Below are 16233 nucleotides of genomic sequence, written 5' to 3'. Positions count from 1 at the left end.
CGGCCCCCGCCGGAGAGGCGCCGGCCCCTGCCGGCGAGGCGCCCGCGCCGCAGCGCCAGGGCGCGCTGTCGCCGGACCAGCTTGACCGGGGCGAGGTGCGCATGGCGCTGACCTCGGCCGGCTACAGCCGCATCGGCGAGATCATGCAGGACGGGACGCGCGTCCTGGCGCAGGCGGTGAACCCCGAGGGCGAGCCGGTCGCGGTCGAGCTGAGCCCCAAGGGGCAGGTCACGCGGGAAATCAACCGCTGAGGCAGGCGGCAGGCACATCGGGCCGCGCGGGCTTTCGGGCCGGCGCGGCCCTTTGGCGCGGCAATTCCGATCAACCTCTCGGCAAGACCCTGCCTTTCGGCGCGAAAAGGCTTGCCTGATGCGCGCGGCAATGCGAAATCCCCCCGGAATTTCCGGGCTTTCCTGCCCGAAACATGGGGTCGGTCGATGCGTCGTCGTGAATTTGTCCTTTCTGCCGGTGCGGCCGTGTCGGCCGTCAGCGCGCTGTCAGCCTCGCTGGGGGCGGCCCTGGCGCAGGAAAGCCCCGAGGCCCAGCCGGAAGCCGCCGCCGAACCGGCCGAGGAGGCCGCGCCCAGGCCCTTCGGCTTCGAGGATGTCGCCGCGATGGCCAGGGATCTGGCCGCCAATCCCTATGAATACCGCGATGCCGAGCTGGTCGGCAGCTTCGGCAACCTGACCTATGACCAGTATCGCGGCATCCGGTTCCGCCGCGACCGCGACCCCTGGGCCGGCAGCCGCGATTTCGCGCTGGACCTGCTGCCGCCGGGCGCGATCTTCCACGAGCCGGTGGACATCGCCCTGGTCGACGAGGGGGTGGTGATTCCGGTCCGGTTCGATCCGCACATGTTCGACTTCGACCCGGTGCAATTCCCCGACGGCGTCGATTACGAGACGCTGGGCAACATGGGCTGGTCGGGGTTCCGCCTGCGCGCGCCGCTGAACCGTCCCGACGTGATGGACGAGATCGCGGTCTTCCAGGGCGCCAGCTATTTCCGCGCCGTGGCGCGCGGCACGCTTTACGGCCTCTCGGCGCGCGGCCTGGCCATCGGCACCGGCAGCGCCGAGGGCGAGGAGTTCCCGCTGTTTCGCGGCTTCTGGATCCACAAGCCCGGATCGCAGGACCGTTCCGTGCTGGTCCATGCGCTGCTCGACAGCCGCTCGGTCTCGGGCGCGTTCGAGTTCCGCATCACGCCGGGCGCCGAGACGGTCTTCGACACCCGCGTCTCGCTGTTTCCGCGCCAGGACATGCGCAACGCAGGCATCGCGCCCCTGACCTCGATGTATTGGTTCGGGCCGACCGACCGCTCGCGCGTGGACGACTATCGCCCCGCGGTGCATGACAGCGACGGGTTGCAGATGCTGACTGGCAGCGAACAGCGGCTGTGGCGGGTGCTGTCGGGGCACAGCACCTTGCAGGTCTCGGCCTTCATGGACAATGATCCGCTGGGATTCGGCCTGGCGCAGCGCGCGCGCGATTTCGAATCCTACAAGGATGCCGAGGCGCGCTATGAAAAGCGCCCCTCGGCCTGGATCGCGCCGCAGGACGAATGGGGCAAGGGCACGGTCACGCTGATCGAGATCCCGGTCGAGAACGAGTTCAACGACAATATCGTCTCGTTCTGGCAGCCGGCCGACACATTGGCCAAGGGCAATCGCTACGACTTCAACTACATTCTGACATTTGCTGCCGAAGTCCCTGACAGCGCACCAATTTCCCGCGTGCTCGAGACCATGTCGGGCCAGGCGATCAACAATCCCAACGGCCGCACCTATATCGTCGATTTCGACCTGGGGCTGTTCGGCTCGGACGATCCGGTGCCGCAGCTGCGCGCCTCGGCCGGGCGGATCGGGCACAGCTACCTGCTGCGCCTGCCCGAGCAGGGCCGGATGCGGCTGGCCTTCGAATACCTGCCCGAAGGCGCCAAGCTGGCCGATCTCTCGGCGGTGCTGAACGGTCCGAACGGTCCGCTCAGCGAGACCTGGATCGCCCGCTGGACGCGCGAGTGACCGACATGGGCGCGACCCACAGCCAGCCGGGCGGGCATCCGGCCAGCCAGAACCGTCCCCTGCCTCTGTCCGCGGAAGAGGGCTGGGAGGCGCTGGACCTGCCGCAATCCGAAGGCCCGGCGACGCCGCCCGAGGCGCCGCTGGACATGCCCGAGCAGGATTTCCGTGCCCGCCCGCCCCTGGGGCCGGACAGCCGCTGGCCGGGCCTGGGCACGATCGCGGCGCGGCTGACTGCCTTTGGCGGCGCGGCGGCGATCGCCTGGCTGGGCTGGCGGCAGATGATGCTGACCTTCGGCACGAACATGACCTGGCTGCAATCGGTGCTGCTGGTGCTGTTCGCGCTGACCTTCACCTGGGTCGGGTTTTCCTTTACCTCGATGGTCTCGGGGATCTTCGCGCGGCGGCTGCGCAACCCGGAGGGGCCGAACCAGGCGCGCCTTGCCGTGGTCATGCCGGTCTATCACGAGAACGCGGCGGCGACGGCCGGCCTTCTGGCGGCGCTGGCGCGCGACCTCTACCGCGAGGGCCTGGGCGAGCGGGCCGAGATCTTCGTGCTGTCGGACAGCTACGAGCCGCAGGCCGTATTCGAGGAGATGGCGGCGATCAGCCGGCTGCGCGACATCTCGCCGGTGCCGGTCTGGTATCGGCGCCGCAGCTTCAACAAGGGGCGCAAGGCGGGCAATGTCGGCGATTTCGTGCGCCGCTGGGGCGGGCGCTATGACCAGATGGTGGTGCTGGACGCCGACAGCGTGGTCGGTGCGGCGACGATCAAGGCGCTGTCGGCGCGGATGAACGCCGATCCGGCCGTCGGGCTGATCCAGACCATGCCGATGCTGGTCGGCGGCCAGACCATCTTCGCCCGGCTGACGCAATTCGCCGGCCGCATCTATGGCCCGGCCGTCGCCCGCGGCGTCGCCGCCTGGTCGGGAGACAGCGGCAATTTCTGGGGCCACAACGCCATCATCCGCGTCGGCGCCTTCGCGCAATGCTGCGGGTTGCCGGAACTGCCGGGCAGGCCGCCCTTTGGCGGCACCATCCTGAGCCACGATTTCGTCGAGGCCGCGCTGTTGCGCCGCGCCGGCTGGAAGGTGCGGCTGGACCACGACCTGCGCCAGAGCTTCGAGGGCTGCCCGCCCACGCTGCTGGACATGGCCGTGCGCGAGCGCCGCTGGGCGCAGGGCAACCTGCAGCATGCGCGGCTGATCTTTTCGCGCAGCTTCGCCTGGATCAGCCGGGCGCATTTCGTCATCGGCATCCTGGGCTTCCTGATGTCGCCGATCTGGCTGATGCTGATCCTGGTCGGGCTGGCGCTGTCGGCCAATGTGCTGCTGTCGCGGCCGGACTATTTCCCGCAGACCTACCAGCTGTTCCCGACCTGGCCGACCTTCGACCCGGTGCGGATGCTGTGGCTGTTCATCGCCGCCATGTCCTTCCTGCTGGTGCCCAAGTTCATCGCCATCTTCCGCGCCTGGCTGCGGCCGCTGGCCAAGGATTCGGGCGGCAACGTGCGGCTTCTGGCCTCGGCCATGTTCGAGATCGTGCTTTCCGCGCTGATCGCGCCGGTGCAGATGCTGATCCAGACCCGGCAGATCATCGAGATCCTGCGCGGCCGCGATTCCGGCTGGGAGGCGCAGGTCCGCGCCGGCCAGATGCCGCCCTGGCACGTCGTGCTGCGCCGCCATGCGCTGCATGTCGTCCTGGGGGTCGCGACGCTGGTGGTGCTGGCCTTCCTGTCGCCCTGGCAACTGGTCTGGCTGTCGCCGATCCTGGCCGGGCTGATCCTGTCGCCCCTGACCTCGCGCTGGTCGGCCAGCCCGGTCTTTGGCCGCTGGGCGCGCCGCCAGGGCCTGCTGGTCACCCCCGAAGAGCGCCAGCCCCCCGAGGTGCTGACCGCCGCCAACGTCCTGGACTTCCGCATTGCCGGCGGCCTGCCGCGCGGGGGGCTGGAGGCGCTGGGGCGCGATGCGGCGTTGCGCGCGCGCATCCTGGCGCTGCTGCCCGCCGCGCCGCGCGGCCCGGTCGAAGAGCGGCTCGACGCCATCTCGGCCGAGGCCAAGATCGGCCATGCCGCCTCGCAGGCGCAGGCGCTGCGCTTCCTGGGCCCGGCCGAGCAACTGGCGCTGATCGAGAACCGCGCGCTGATCGAAGCCTTCGCGAAGTTGCCGCAATGAAACGCATCGCCGCTTTGGACATGCTGCGCGGTTATGCGCTGGTCTGCATCATGCTGGACCACATGCCGATCGGGGTGCTGCGCAACCTGACGCTGACCAATTTCGCCGTCTTCGACGCGGCCGAGCTGTTCGTGCTGCTGTCGGGCTTCCTGGTCGGCATGGTCTGGGTCAAGGTCGAGGCGCGCGAGGGCCGCCGCGCCGCGCAGATCCGCTTCCTGCGCCGCGCGGCGCAGGTCTGGCTGGCGCTGATCGCCGGCGCCATCCTGCTGGCGCTGTTCTCGGCGCTGCTGTTCCAGCTGCACATGAACCATACCGCGGTCTGGTTTCAATATGCGCGCTGGATCATCGAACATCCCATCGGCTATGTCGCCACCGTGGCGCTGATGTGGATGCAGCCGAACCTGCTCGACGTGCTGGCGCTTTACGTGCTGCTGATCGCCACCGTGCCGGTGACGGTGCCCTTCCTGTTGCGCTGGCCCTGGCTCGCCATGGCGGTTTCGGTGCTGGTCTGGGTCTTTGCCCAGCCGCTGAACGCGCTGATCCCCAACCAGCGGCCGGGGCCGGGGCTGCTGTTCAACCCCTTCGGCTGGCAGCTCCTGTTCTTTGCCGGCGTCGCCATGGGTGCCTTCCGCGAGCGGATCATGCCGGTCCTGCGGCGCTATTCGGCGCCGCTGACCTGGATCTCGGTGGGGGTGCTGCTCTTCGGGCTGACCATCGTGATCGCCTGGAAGATCGGCGCGCCCGCCAAGCCCGTCAGCCAGTTCCTGCGCCAGATCACCGGCGGCATCGACAAATGGTCGTTGGATTTCATGCGCTTCACCGCCATTCTTGCAGCAAGCTGGATGGTGGCGGTGCCCCTGGCGCGGCCCTTTGCCTGGATGGCCGCCACCGTGCCGGGCGAGGCGCTGGCCGAGATCGGCCGCGGCGGGCTGTTTTCCTTCATCGTCTGCGTGATGCTGTCGATCTGGGGCGATGCGCTGGACATGACCGTGCCGCCCGGCGCGGCGAATATCTGGACCCGGCTGGCCATCGACATCTGGCTGGTGGTGGCCTTCTGGGCCATCTCGGCGGCCTGGATGCGGCGGGAAATCTGGCTGCCGCCGTTGCGGACACGCCTCGGGCTGGGCTAGGGCGTGCGGGGGCTTGCCTTGGCGGGCCCCAGCCGCTCAACTGTCGGCCGCAGACCGAGGAGGGATCATGAAATCGGACATCCAGATCGCCCGCGAGGCGCAAAAGCTGCCCATCGCGCAGATCGCCGGCCGCCTGGGCCTGGCCGAGGCCGATTTCCTGCCCTATGGCCGCGACAAGGCCAAGATCGCGCATGAGGCCATCGCCGGGCTGGCCGGGCGGCCGCAGGGCCGGCTGATCCTGGTCACTGCGATCAACCCGACCCCGGCGGGCGAAGGCAAGACCACGACCACCGTGGGCCTGGGCGACGCGCTGAACCGCATCGGCAAGCGCGCGACGGTCTGCATCCGCGAAGCTTCGCTGGGGCCGAATTTCGGCATGAAGGGCGGGGCGGCGGGCGGCGGCCATGCGCAGATCGTGCCGATGGAAGACATGAACCTGCATTTCACCGGCGATTTCCATGCCGTGACCAGCGCGCACAACCTGCTGGCGGCGATGATCGACAACCATATCCACTGGGGCAACGCGCTGCGCATCGACCCGCGCCGGGTGACATGGCGCCGGGTCATGGACATGAACGACCGGGTGCTGCGGCAGGTGGTGGTGGCGCTTGGCGGGCCGGCCAACGGCGTGCCGCGCGAATGCGGCTTCGACATCACCGTCGCCTCCGAGGTGATGGCGATCCTGTGCCTGGCCTCGGACCTGGCCGATTTGCAGGCGCGGCTGGGCCGCATCGTCATCGGCCAGACCTTCGACCGCCGGCCGGTGACTGCGCATGACCTGGGTGCCGAGGGCGCGATGACGGTGCTGCTGCGCGACGCCTTGCAGCCGAACCTGGTGCAGACGCTGGAGAACAACCCGGCGCTGGTCCATGGCGGGCCCTTCGCCAATATCGCGCATGGCTGCAACTCGGTCATGGCGACGCGCACGGCGCTGGCGCTGTCGGACTATGTCGTGACCGAGGCGGGCTTCGGCGCCGACCTGGGGGCCGAGAAGTTCCTGAACATCAAGTGCCGGCTGGCCGGGCTGCAACCCGACGCGGCGGTGCTGGTGGCGACGGTGCGGGCGCTCAAGATGAACGGCGGCGTGGCCCGCGCCGACCTGGGGGCCGAGAATGTCGCGGCGCTGCGGGCCGGCTGCGCGAACCTGGGCCGGCATATCGAGAACCTGCGCCGCTTCGGCCTGCCGGTGGTGGTGGCGATCAACCATTTCGCCGGCGATACCGAGGCCGAGATCGCGGCGCTTGCCGATCATTGCCGCGGGCATGGCGTTCAGGCCGTGCTGTGCCGGCACTGGGCCGAGGGCGGCAGGGGGGCCGAGGATCTGGCCCGCGCCGTGGTCGCGCTGGCCGAGGGCGGGGCGGATTTCACGCCGCTCTATCCCGACGAGATGCCCCTGGCCGAGAAGATCGAGACCATCTGCCGCCAGGTCTATCGCGCCGGCCAGGTCGAGTTCCTGCCGCATATCCTCGAGCGGCTCGAGGAATGGGAGCGGGCCGGGCACGGCCATCTGCCGGTCTGCATGGCCAAGACGCAATATTCCTTTTCCGCCAACCCTTCGGCGCTTGGCGCGCCCGAGGGCTTTACCATCCCGGTGCGCGAGGTGCGGCTGTCGGCCGGCGCGGGCTTCGTGGTGGCGATCTGCGGCGACATCATGACCATGCCCGGCCTGCCGCGCGACCCCGCGGCGCTGCGCGTGGGGCTGGACGGCGACGGCCATGTGCAGGGCCTGTTCTAGCCGATGCGCGCCGGCTTTCCCATCGCGCGGCCGGGCATGGCCGTGGGCCTTCTGGGTGGTTCCTTCGATCCCGCGCATGAAGGCCATGTCCATATCACCCAGGAGGCGCTGCGCCGCTTCGGCCTCGACCGGATCTGGTGGCTGGTCAGCCCCGGCAATCCGCTGAAGCCGCACGGGCCGGCGCCGCTGTCGCAGCGCATCGACCGCGCGCGGCACCTCATGCGCGACCCCAGGGTCGAGATCACCGGCATCGAGGCCCGGCTCGGCACCCGCATGACCCGCGACACCATCGCCGCGCTGCAGCGGCTTTACCCCGGCGTGCGCTTCGTCTGGCTGATGGGGGCGGACAACCTGGTCCAGTTCGACCGCTGGGACCGTTGGCGCGACATCGCGGCGCGGGTGCCGATCGGCGTGATCGCCCGGCCGGGCTGGCGGATGCCGGCGCGGTTCTCGCGCGCGGCGCGGCTGCTGTGGCGCGCGCGCCTGCCCGAGTCGCGGGCGCGTGAACTCGCCCGGTCTGGGCCGCCGGCCTGGGTGATGATAAACCTGCCGCTGAACAAGCTGAGTTCCAGCGCCATCCGTGCGCTGGGGCCGAAAGGACGCGCATGAACGGATGGACGCGGCGTGGCTTCGTGGCGGGGCTGGGGCTGCTGGCGCTGGCTCCCCGCATGGCGCCGGCCCAGCAAAGGCCGGCCGCGCGCCCCGCGGGCTTCGACGCCGAGGCGCTGATCGCCGCGGCCGGGCTTGGCGGGACGGTGGCCTTTGCGGTGATCGACCCGGCCTCGGGCCGGATGCTCGCCCAGCGGCAGGCCGACCGGCCCATGGCCCCGGCCAGCACGCTCAAGGCGGTGACGGCGCTTTACGCGCTGGACCGGCTGGGCGAGGGGCATTGCTTCACGACCAGGGTCATCCGCGCCGGCAACACGCTGATCCTGGCGGGCGGCGGCGATCCGCTGCTGGACACCGATGCGCTGGACGAACTGGCCGCGGCCGCGGTCGCCGACGAAAAGGCCGCCGGTCGCCCGGCGCCCACCGCCTTTGCCGTCTGGGGCGGGGCGCTGCCGCGCATCGGCCGGCTGGACCCGGCGCAGGACGAGCATCTGCCCTACAACCCCTCGATCTCGGGGATGATCCTGAACTTCAACCGGGTGCATCTGGACTGGCGGCAGGGCGAGGCAGGCTATCGGCTGTCCTTGCAGGCGCGGGGCCGCAAGCTGTCGCCCAGGGCCTATACGGCCGCGATCGCGGCGGTCGACCGGGGGCTGCCGCTCTTCACCTACGAGGCGGGCAAGCTGGAAAGCTGGACCATCGCCCGGCGCGGCCTGGGCAAGTCCGGCAGCCGCTGGCTGCCCGTCCGCCGCCCCGAGCTTTACGCGGGCGACGTGTTCCAGACGCTGTGCCGCGCCCGCGGCCTGGCGCTGCCCGATCCCGAGGTGATCGAGATCCTGCCCGAAGGGGCCGGGATCGCCCGCCACGACAGCCCGCCCCTGCGCGAGATCGTCCAGGGCATGCTGGAATATTCGACCAACCTGACCGCCGAGGCGATCGGGCTGGCCGCCAGTCGTGCGGGCGACGTGGCGGCCTCGGCCGCGGCGATGGCGGACTGGCTGCGCGGGCAGGGGGTCGGCGGCGATTTCGCCTTCCACGACCATTCCGGCCTCTCGCCCGCGAACCGTGCCGATGCGCGGATGCTGGCGGGGCTGATGGCCGGGCCGGGACGGGCGCGCGGCCTGCGCAGGCTGCTGAAGCCGATCCCGCTGAAGGACGCGCGCGGCAAGCGCAAGGACAGCGACATCGCCATCGAGGCCAAGACCGGGACGCTGAACTTCGTCTCGAACCTTGCCGGCTACGCCCAGGGCCCCGGCGGGCGCGAGCTGGCCTTCGCCATCCTGACCGGCGACGAGCCGCGCCGCGCCGCCAGCCAGGGCCAGGAACTGCCCGAGGGCGTCATCGGCTGGACCAAGCGCTCCAAACGCCTCCAGCAGGCGCTGGTCGAGGGCTGGGTCGCCAGCCTCTGACTTCTTCGTTCTCCAAATACCCATGCGGCCGCGAAACCGCCGGGGCGCTTCAAAGCACGCGATGGCGGGCGCGGGCGGCGAGCTCGATGGCGGCGGCGTGCAGGCGGTCGATCTCCAGCTGGTCGCGGATCTCGGCCAGCATCTCGGCCTCGATCTCGCCCAGGCGGCCGTCCGAGGCGGCGACGTCGCAGGCCAGGACATAGGCGGTGTCGAACATCTTTTCCGGCAGCGCCTCGCGCACCAGGCCGAAAAGCGCGTCCAGCCCGTCCTCTTCCTCGAAGAGCGTCACCACCGTCTGCGACACGGCACGGACGCGGTCGATGTCATAGGCGGCAAAGACCGGCGTATGGTTCACCGCCCGCTCGATGGCGACCAGCTCGGCGGTGCGCGGGTTCTGGTCCGAGGCCGAGACCGCCACCATGACCGCGACCAGCGCGTCGCAGGGCGAGAACGAGGGCAGGCTGTCGGGCATGGCATTTCTCCTTGCGTTTCCGGGGGTAATTATTGACCATCCGGCGCCGTTTCAATACGGGGAAGTCTCGACCCAATGGAGACCCGAAAATGACCGCCCTGCGTGACGCCGCGATGAAATCCAAGGCCTGGCCCTTCGAGGAGGCCCGCCGCGTGCTGAAACGCTACGAGAAGAAGAATCCCGAAAAGGGCTATGTCCTGTTCGAGACCGGCTACGGCCCCTCGGGCCTGCCGCATATCGGCACCTTCGGCGAGGTGGCGCGCACGACCATGATCCGCCGCGCCTTCGAGATCATCTCGGACATCCCGACGCGGCTGTTCTGCTTTTCGGACGACATGGACGGCATGCGCAAGGTGCCCGACAACGTGCCCCAGCAAGAGATGCTGCGCCGGCACCTGCAAGAGCCCCTGACCACGGTGCCCGATCCCTTCGGCGAATACGACAGCTTCGGCGGGCACAACAACGCCATGCTGCGCCGGTTCCTGGACACCTTCGGCTTCGAATACGAATTCATCAGCGCGACCGAGTTCTACAAGTCGGGCCAGTTCGACGCGACGCTGCTGCTGGCCGCGGAACGCTATGACGCCATCATGGAGGTCATGCTGGCGTCCTTGCGCGAAGAGCGCCAGCAGACCTATTCCTGCTTCCTGCCGATCAGCCCCAAGTCGGGCAAGGTGCTTTACGTGCCGATCAAGCATGTCGACGCCAAGGCCGGCACCGTCACCTTCGACGACGAGGACGGCGAGGAGCTGACGCTGCCCGTCACCGGCGGCCATGTGAAGCTGCAATGGAAGCCGGATTTCGGCGCCCGCTGGGCGGCGCTGGACGTGGATTTCGAGATGTATGGCAAGGATCACTCCACCAACACCCCGATCTATGACGGCATCTGCAAGATCCTGGGCGGCCGCCCGCCCGAGCATTTCACCTATGAGCTGTTTTTGGACCAGCACGGGCAGAAGATCAGCAAGTCCAAGGGCAACGGGCTGTCGATCGACGAATGGCTGACCTATGCCGCGACCGAGAGCCTGTCCTATTTCATGTTCCAGAAGCCCAAGACGGCGAAGCGGATGTATTTCGACGTCATCCCCAAGGCGGTGGACGAATACCACCAGCAGCTGCGCGCCTATCCCGACCAGACGGTCGAGCAGCAGCTGGCCAACCCGGTCTGGCACATCCATGGCGGCGCGGTTCCGGCCTCGGACATGGTGGTGCCGTTCCAGATGCTGCTGAATCTCGCCTCGGTGGCCGGCGCCAAGGACAAGGAGGGGCTCTGGGGCTTCATCCGCCGCTATGCGCCCGAGGCCAGCCCCGAGACCCATCCGACGCTGGACCAAGCCGCCGCCTTCGCGGTGCGCTATTTCAACGATTTCGTGGCGCCGACCCGCAGCTTCCGCGCCCCCACGGAAATCGAGCGCCGGGCGCTGGAGGATCTGGCCGGGCGGCTGGCGGCATGGAGCCAGCCCGCCGATGCCGAGGCCCTGCAGACCATGGTCTTTGCCATCGGCCGCGAACACGGGTTCGAGCCGATGAAGGACTGGTTCCAGGCGCTCTACCAGGTGTTGCTGGGTGCCGACCAGGGGCCGCGCTTCGGCGGCTTCATCGCGCTTTACGGCGTGGCCGAAACCCGCGCCCTGATCGAGCGGGCGCTGGCCGGCGAGCTGGTTTCCGAACCAACCGCCTGAACCGGCACGGGAATTCTTTGTTGCGCGCGGCCTTGTTGCCGCGCGCGCATGGTTAACGACCCGTTAACGCGAGATTGCCAGATTCCTACCGGACCGCGCGGGCAACCGCCTCGCACGTTCTGGATTAGGGGAGAATTGGCATGACCATTGCGATTATCGGCAACCAGTCGTTGATGCCGCGCGCCTTCCGGCTGGGCCTGGATCAGTGGTCCCGGACGGATGGCAGGGCGGGATCGCCGACCTGGGCGGGGGTGGCGAATGCGGCCATCGTGCCGGCGGACGAGGATTTCGGCAGTTGCCTGGAAATCCTCAAGCAAGAGGCGGTGACGCAGATCCGCTACATGCAGCGCACGCCGATCAATCCCGGCAGCTATCTGCGCATCGCGGCCAGGGTCAAGGCCATTGCCGGCAACCTGCCGCAGGTGCGCATCGCCGCCTTTGCCGGCAATGCCGCCGGCAACAACGTGGCGGGCGTGCCGCAGACCGGCCCTGCGGTCACGCTGCCGGGCTATGGGCAGGTGGTCGAGGTCTCGGCCATCGTCGGCACCGGCCGGCGCGAGGGCGTGGACATGGCCTGGGGGCGCAGCGCCGCCTTTGGCCATTTCGGGCTGGACCTGACCGGGGACAACAACGGCTCGATCCGCATCGAGAGCATCGTGATCGAGGACGTGACCGCCGCCTTCGTGCCGGGGATGCTGGACTGGGTCGATGTGCGCGATTTCGGCGCCATGGGCGACGGGACCACCGACGACCGCGGCGCCTTCCTCGCCGCCGACCAGGCCGCGGCCGGGCGGCAGGTGCTGGTGCCCGAGGGCAGCTATCGCATCGGCTCGGACCTGAGCCTGTCCTCGCCGGTCCGTTTCGTCGGCACGCTGGCCATGCCGCGCACGGCGCGGCTGTCGCTGACGCGCAGCTTCGACTTTCCGACCTATGCCGCGGCCTTCGGCGACGAGACCGAGGGGATGAAGCGGGCGCTGCAGGCGCTGCTGGGCTTTACCGACCATGCGGTGCTGGACCTTTGCGGCCGCAACGTGCATCTGGCCGAGCCGATCAGCATTTCGGACGCGGTGCCGGGCATGACCAGCTTTGCCAACCGCCGCGTCATCGCTAATGGCCAGGTCAGCATCGTGCCCGGCCCGGCCTGGGATACGCGGGCGGCGACATCGGCCGCGACCTACGACCCGGCGCAGCCCCAGGTGCTTTCGGCCGTCGCCAACATCGCCAATATCGAGGTCGGCGCCCGCGTCACCGGCAACGGCGTCGGCCGCGAGGTCTATGTCCTGGCCCGGAACGTCGCCGCCGGGACGCTGACGCTGTCGCAGCCGCTTTACGGCGGGGCGGGCACGCGCAACTATACCTTCAGCCGCTATCGCTATGCCTTCGATTTCTCGGGGATGGAGCATCTGAGCCGCTTCAACTTCGACGACATCGAGTTCCTGCTGGAGGGCAATGCCAGCGGCGTCATGCTGGCCAAGACCGGCAACATGAACTGTTTCCGCGACTGCTACTTCACCCGGCCCAGGGATCGCGGCATCACCTCGATCGGCTCGTCCTGCCAGGGGATGCTGGTGGACCGCTGCGAATTCCTGTCCAACGAGATGGGCGACCTGGCGCAGAACCGCACCACCGTCGCGCTGAACGTCAACAACAACGACGCCAAGATCCGCCACAGCCGCTTCATCCGCTTCGCGCATTTCGCGGTGATGAACGGCGGCGGCCACATGATCGAGGGCAATCACTGGTTCCAGGGCGACAATGCCCAGAACGGCGTGCGCTTCGGCGGGCTGGTGCTGACCCAGACCAACCTGCAGGCGACCGTGACCGGGAACTATATCGACAATTGCTCGATCGAATGGACGAACGAGCATGACCCCTATCCGAATTTCGACGGCGAGGAATATTCCTTTGGCGGGCTGACCATCACCGGCAACACCTTCCTGGCCTCGAACACGACGCTGGGCTTCAACTGGCTGGTGGTCAAGCCCTATGGCAGCGGCCATTTCATCCACGGGCTTGCGGTGATGGGCAATGTGTTCAAGTCGCTGTTCAACAAGATCGCCCGGATCGAGAAGGTGGACACCACATTCGCCGACATGAACTATCAGCGCATGCGCAACATCCAGTTCCAGGGCAACATGTTCAACGGCGTGAACAGCTATGTCGCCAACCCGGTCGACGTGGCGCATAACCAGGCCAGCGCCTCGAACCGCTGGCTGGTGACGGTGGACCATGCGCTGCCCTTCAACGGCTGGGTGCGCAACGTCCAGTCCATCATCGCCACCAGCCAGATCACCAATGCCGCCAATGCCCGCGTGTCCGAGATGCCCTGGGTGCAGACCGCGCTGGGAACCACGCGGCAACAGGTTGCGCTGAACTGGGGCGCGGCGGTGCGCGGCTCGGTCAGCCTGCGGCTGCGCATGGACAACCCGGACTGACGCTGCCCTTATGATGCCGGCCTTCGCCCTCGGCGGATCATTCCGCCGGGGGTTTCAGCATGTCCGGCGGCAGCAGCCGGAACGCCTGGCCGAAGCCCGCGTTCAGCAGGGCCGAGACCGGCTCGATCCGCCAGAAGCGGAAATCCGGCAGGTCCAGATAGACCTTGGCCTTGGGATCGCGTGCCAGCCAGCGGGCGCGGCGCGCCGCGTCCGGTGCGACCGGGGCGGCACGGCCAAGGATCGACAGGCGGGCATGGGTCATGGCGTCGCCCCTGGCTGTCTCGGCCGCGATCAGCAGCCCGGCGCGCGGATCGGCCGCCAGCGCCCGCGTATGCGCGGCAAGCCCCGAAAGCAGCGCAAGCGGCGCGCCATCCGCATCGGTCTGCAGCGCGATGCGCGTGACCAGCGGCCCCCCCGTATCGGGGTCGAGCGTGCCCAGGCTGGCATGGCGCGCGCCCTCCAGCAATTGCCGGGCAAGGGCGCGGGCCTCGTCGGTGGTTTCGCGAATCGGGTCGATCTTCATGGCTGCATGCTGCGCCGGCCGCCGCCCGGCAGGCAACCGGAACCTGTAAGACAGCCGCGGCGTTTTCCGGCTTTCGCAGCGCCCGGCCTTGTGAAACAACAGCTTCATGAGCAAGCACCCGCGCATCACCCTGGTCACCGGCGGCGCCCGCTCGGGCAAGTCCGCCCTGGCCGAATCCATCGCCGCCGACCATGAGGGCGGGCGCATCTATATCGCCACGGCCGAGGCCTGGGACGACGAGATGGCGCAGCGCATCGGCTTGCACCGCGACCGGCGCGGCAGCGACGGCTGGCGCACGATCGAAGAGCCGCGCAACCTGGCCGGCGCGCTGGCGCGCACGGACGGGCAGGGGGTGCGGCTGGTCGATTGCCTGACGCTGTGGCTGTCCAACGTCATGGCCGAGGGCCAGCCCGGCCCGCATGTCCGCGCGCTTTGCCGGGCGCTGGATGCGCAGAAAAGCCCGGTGGTCGTGGTGACGAACGAGCTGGGACTGGGCATCGTGCCCGAAAACGCGCTTGCCCGCCGCTTTCGGGACGAGCATGGCTGGATGAACCAGGCCGTGGCCGGGATCGCCGACGAGGTCTGGATGGCCGTCAGCGGCCTGCCGCTGCGCCTCAAACCGCAAAGAGGGACACCGTGAAAGAGTTCGATCAATCCGCCGCCGCCGCCGCCCGCGACCGCCAGGACCAGCTGACCAAGCCCCCCGGCTCTCTGGGCCGGCTCGAGGAACTGGCGGTGTTCATGGCCGGCTGGCAGGGGCGCGAGCGCCCGCGGATCGAGCGCGCGCAGGCGCTGGTCTTTGCCGGCAACCACGGCGTCACCCAGCAGGGCGTGAACCCCTTCCCGGTCGAAGTCACCGCCCAGATGGTCGAGAATTTCCGCCAGGGCGGCGCGGCGATCAACCAGCTTTGCCGGCTCTCCGGCGCTGAATTGCAGGTGATCGCGCTGGACCTCGACCGGCCGACCGGCGATTTCACCCAAGGTATGGCGATGGAGGTCGACGACCTGGTCGCCGCCATCCAGACCGGCAAGAACGCCGTGGACGCGCAGGCCGACGTGATCCTGCTGGGCGAGATGGGGATCGGCAATTCCACCGTCGCGGCGGCGCTGGCGGCGGCGACCTTCGGCGGCACGGCCGAGGATTGGGTCGGCCCCGGCACCGGCGCCGACGACGAGGTGCTGGCCCGCAAGATCGCCGCCGTCGAGGCCGGGCTCAAGCGGCACAAGGGCGCGGCGACGGCGGCCTCGATCCTGGGCTCCTATGGCGGGCGCGAGCAGGCGGCGATCTGCGGTGCGGTGATCCGCGCGCGCGAGCTGGGCATCCCGGTGATCCTGGACGGGTTCATCTGCTCGGCGGCGGCGGGCGTGTTGCTGGTCAACGACCGCAACGCGCTGGACCATTGCCTGATCGGCCATGAAAGCGCCGAGCCGGGCCACCGCCGGCTGGTCGCGGTGATGCAGAAGAAGCCGGTGGTGACGCTGGACATGCGGCTGGGCGAGGGCTCGGGCGCGGCGGTGGCGCTGATGATCCTGCGCGCGGCGCTGGAATGCCACAACGGCATGGCCACATTCGCCGAGGCCGGGATTGGCTAGGCTTCTGGCGCAGGCGGCGCTGGCGCTGGTCTGGCTGACCCGGCTGCCCGTGGGGCGGCTTCTGCCCGCCTCGCCGCCGACGCTGGCGCAGGCGGCCTGGGCCTTTCCGCTGGTGGGGCTTGCCGTGGGGTTCATCGGTGCCGCCGTGCTGGGGCTGGCGGCCCTTGCCGGGCTGCCGGGGATGGTCGCGGCGCTTCTGGCGGTCGGCGCCATGATCCTTGCCACCGGCGCGCTGCACGAGGACGGGCTGGCCGATTGCGCCGATGGCAGCGGCGGCGCGACCCGTGAGCGCCGGCTGGAGATCATGCGCGATTCCCGCATCGGCAGCTATGGCGTGCTGGCGCTGGTCCTGGTCACCGGACTGCGCGTGGCGGCGATCGCGGCGCTGGTCGCCCAGCCCTGGCTGGCCGCGGCGGCCGTGGCCGGGCTGGCGGCGGCCTCGCGCGCGGGGATGGC

General features: G+C 69.3%; 13 protein-coding genes and 1 pseudogene. 12 read left to right on the top strand and 2 right to left on the bottom strand.

Annotated elements, in window-relative coordinates:
• The 7 genes and pseudogenes from FE811_RS21825 to FE811_RS21795 form a co-directional block, all read left to right on the top strand.
• A pseudogene (locus FE811_RS21825) lies at positions 1 to 251 on the top strand (hypothetical protein); the annotation flags it as partial.
• Positions 252 to 437: 186 nt separating this feature from the next.
• Entirely contained in the window at positions 438 to 2018 is a 1581-nt protein-coding gene (locus FE811_RS21820) for a glucan biosynthesis protein G (RefSeq protein ID WP_036751065.1), read from the top strand.
• Between the two features lie 5 nt (positions 2019 to 2023).
• Positions 2024 to 4189 carry a glucans biosynthesis glucosyltransferase MdoH gene (mdoH, locus tag FE811_RS21815; RefSeq protein WP_244295248.1) on the top strand — a complete coding sequence of 722 codons (2166 nt, stop codon included), beginning with the start codon at positions 2024 to 2026 and terminating at the stop codon, positions 4187 to 4189.
• Positions 4186 to 5319 (top strand): OpgC domain-containing protein, encoded by a 1134-nt coding sequence (locus tag FE811_RS21810; RefSeq protein WP_116222345.1) that lies wholly within the window; start codon positions 4186 to 4188, stop codon positions 5317 to 5319. The genes mdoH and FE811_RS21810 overlap by 4 nt, the downstream gene beginning before the upstream one ends.
• Positions 5320 to 5386: 67 nt before the next feature.
• Positions 5387 to 7054, top strand: coding sequence for a formate--tetrahydrofolate ligase (locus tag FE811_RS21805; RefSeq protein WP_114536241.1), 1668 nt, complete (start codon positions 5387 to 5389; stop codon positions 7052 to 7054).
• A gap of 3 nt (positions 7055 to 7057) precedes the next feature.
• Entirely contained in the window at positions 7058 to 7663 is a 606-nt protein-coding gene (locus tag FE811_RS21800) for a nicotinate-nucleotide adenylyltransferase (RefSeq protein WP_072462850.1), read from the top strand.
• Positions 7660 to 9072 carry a D-alanyl-D-alanine carboxypeptidase gene (locus tag FE811_RS21795; protein WP_116222346.1) on the top strand — a complete coding sequence of 471 codons (1413 nt, stop codon included), beginning with the start codon at positions 7660 to 7662 and terminating at the stop codon, positions 9070 to 9072. Before FE811_RS21800 ends, FE811_RS21795 begins: the two co-directional genes overlap by 4 nt.
• A 49-nt stretch (positions 9073 to 9121) precedes the next feature.
• Here the strand turns inward: FE811_RS21795 and FE811_RS21790 are convergent, their stop codons facing one another.
• Entirely contained in the window at positions 9122 to 9544 is a 423-nt protein-coding gene (locus FE811_RS21790; protein ID WP_036751052.1) for a tellurite resistance TerB family protein, read from the bottom strand.
• A gap of 89 nt (positions 9545 to 9633) precedes the next feature.
• Here FE811_RS21790 and FE811_RS21785 point away from each other — a divergent pair, with 89 nt between their 5' ends.
• Together FE811_RS21785 and FE811_RS21780 are read left to right on the top strand one after the other, a co-directional pair.
• On the top strand, positions 9634 to 11226 hold the full coding sequence (locus tag FE811_RS21785; RefSeq protein WP_116222347.1) for a lysine--tRNA ligase: 1593 nt from the start codon (positions 9634 to 9636) through the stop codon (positions 11224 to 11226).
• Between the two features lie 140 nt (positions 11227 to 11366).
• Complete coding sequence (locus FE811_RS21780) at positions 11367 to 13661, top strand: glycosyl hydrolase family 28-related protein (RefSeq protein WP_116222348.1); 2295 nt, start codon at positions 11367 to 11369, stop codon at positions 13659 to 13661.
• Positions 13662 to 13698: 37 nt separating this feature from the next.
• On the opposite strand, the gene FE811_RS21775 is transcribed toward FE811_RS21780, so the two are convergent.
• Complete coding sequence (locus tag FE811_RS21775) at positions 13699 to 14184, bottom strand: HugZ family protein (RefSeq protein WP_116222462.1); 486 nt, start codon at positions 14182 to 14184, stop codon at positions 13699 to 13701.
• Positions 14185 to 14290: 106 nt separating this feature from the next.
• Here FE811_RS21775 and cobU point away from each other — a divergent pair, with 106 nt between their 5' ends.
• The 3 genes from cobU to FE811_RS21760 form a co-directional block, all read left to right on the top strand.
• Positions 14291 to 14824: a bifunctional adenosylcobinamide kinase/adenosylcobinamide-phosphate guanylyltransferase gene (cobU, locus tag FE811_RS21770; protein WP_116222349.1), complete on the top strand. Its 534-nt coding sequence runs from the start codon at positions 14291 to 14293 to the stop codon at positions 14822 to 14824.
• A complete protein-coding gene (gene cobT / locus FE811_RS21765; RefSeq protein ID WP_036751042.1) occupies positions 14821 to 15777 on the top strand; it encodes a nicotinate-nucleotide--dimethylbenzimidazole phosphoribosyltransferase in 957 nt (318 codons plus the stop codon). Before cobU ends, cobT begins: the two co-directional genes overlap by 4 nt.
• The coding region (locus FE811_RS21760; protein ID WP_181180926.1) for an adenosylcobinamide-GDP ribazoletransferase at positions 15770 to 16233 on the top strand (464 nt) is incomplete at its 3' end. The genes cobT and FE811_RS21760, both read left to right, overlap by 8 nt.

Origin of the sequence: Paracoccus sp. FO-3, assembly GCF_006386455.1 — a bacterium.
Classification (GTDB): Bacteria; Pseudomonadota; Alphaproteobacteria; order Rhodobacterales; family Rhodobacteraceae; genus Paracoccus; species Paracoccus versutus.
The sequence above is the reverse complement of the archived record's forward strand: the minus strand, read 5'-3'. Positions and strand labels throughout refer to the sequence as shown.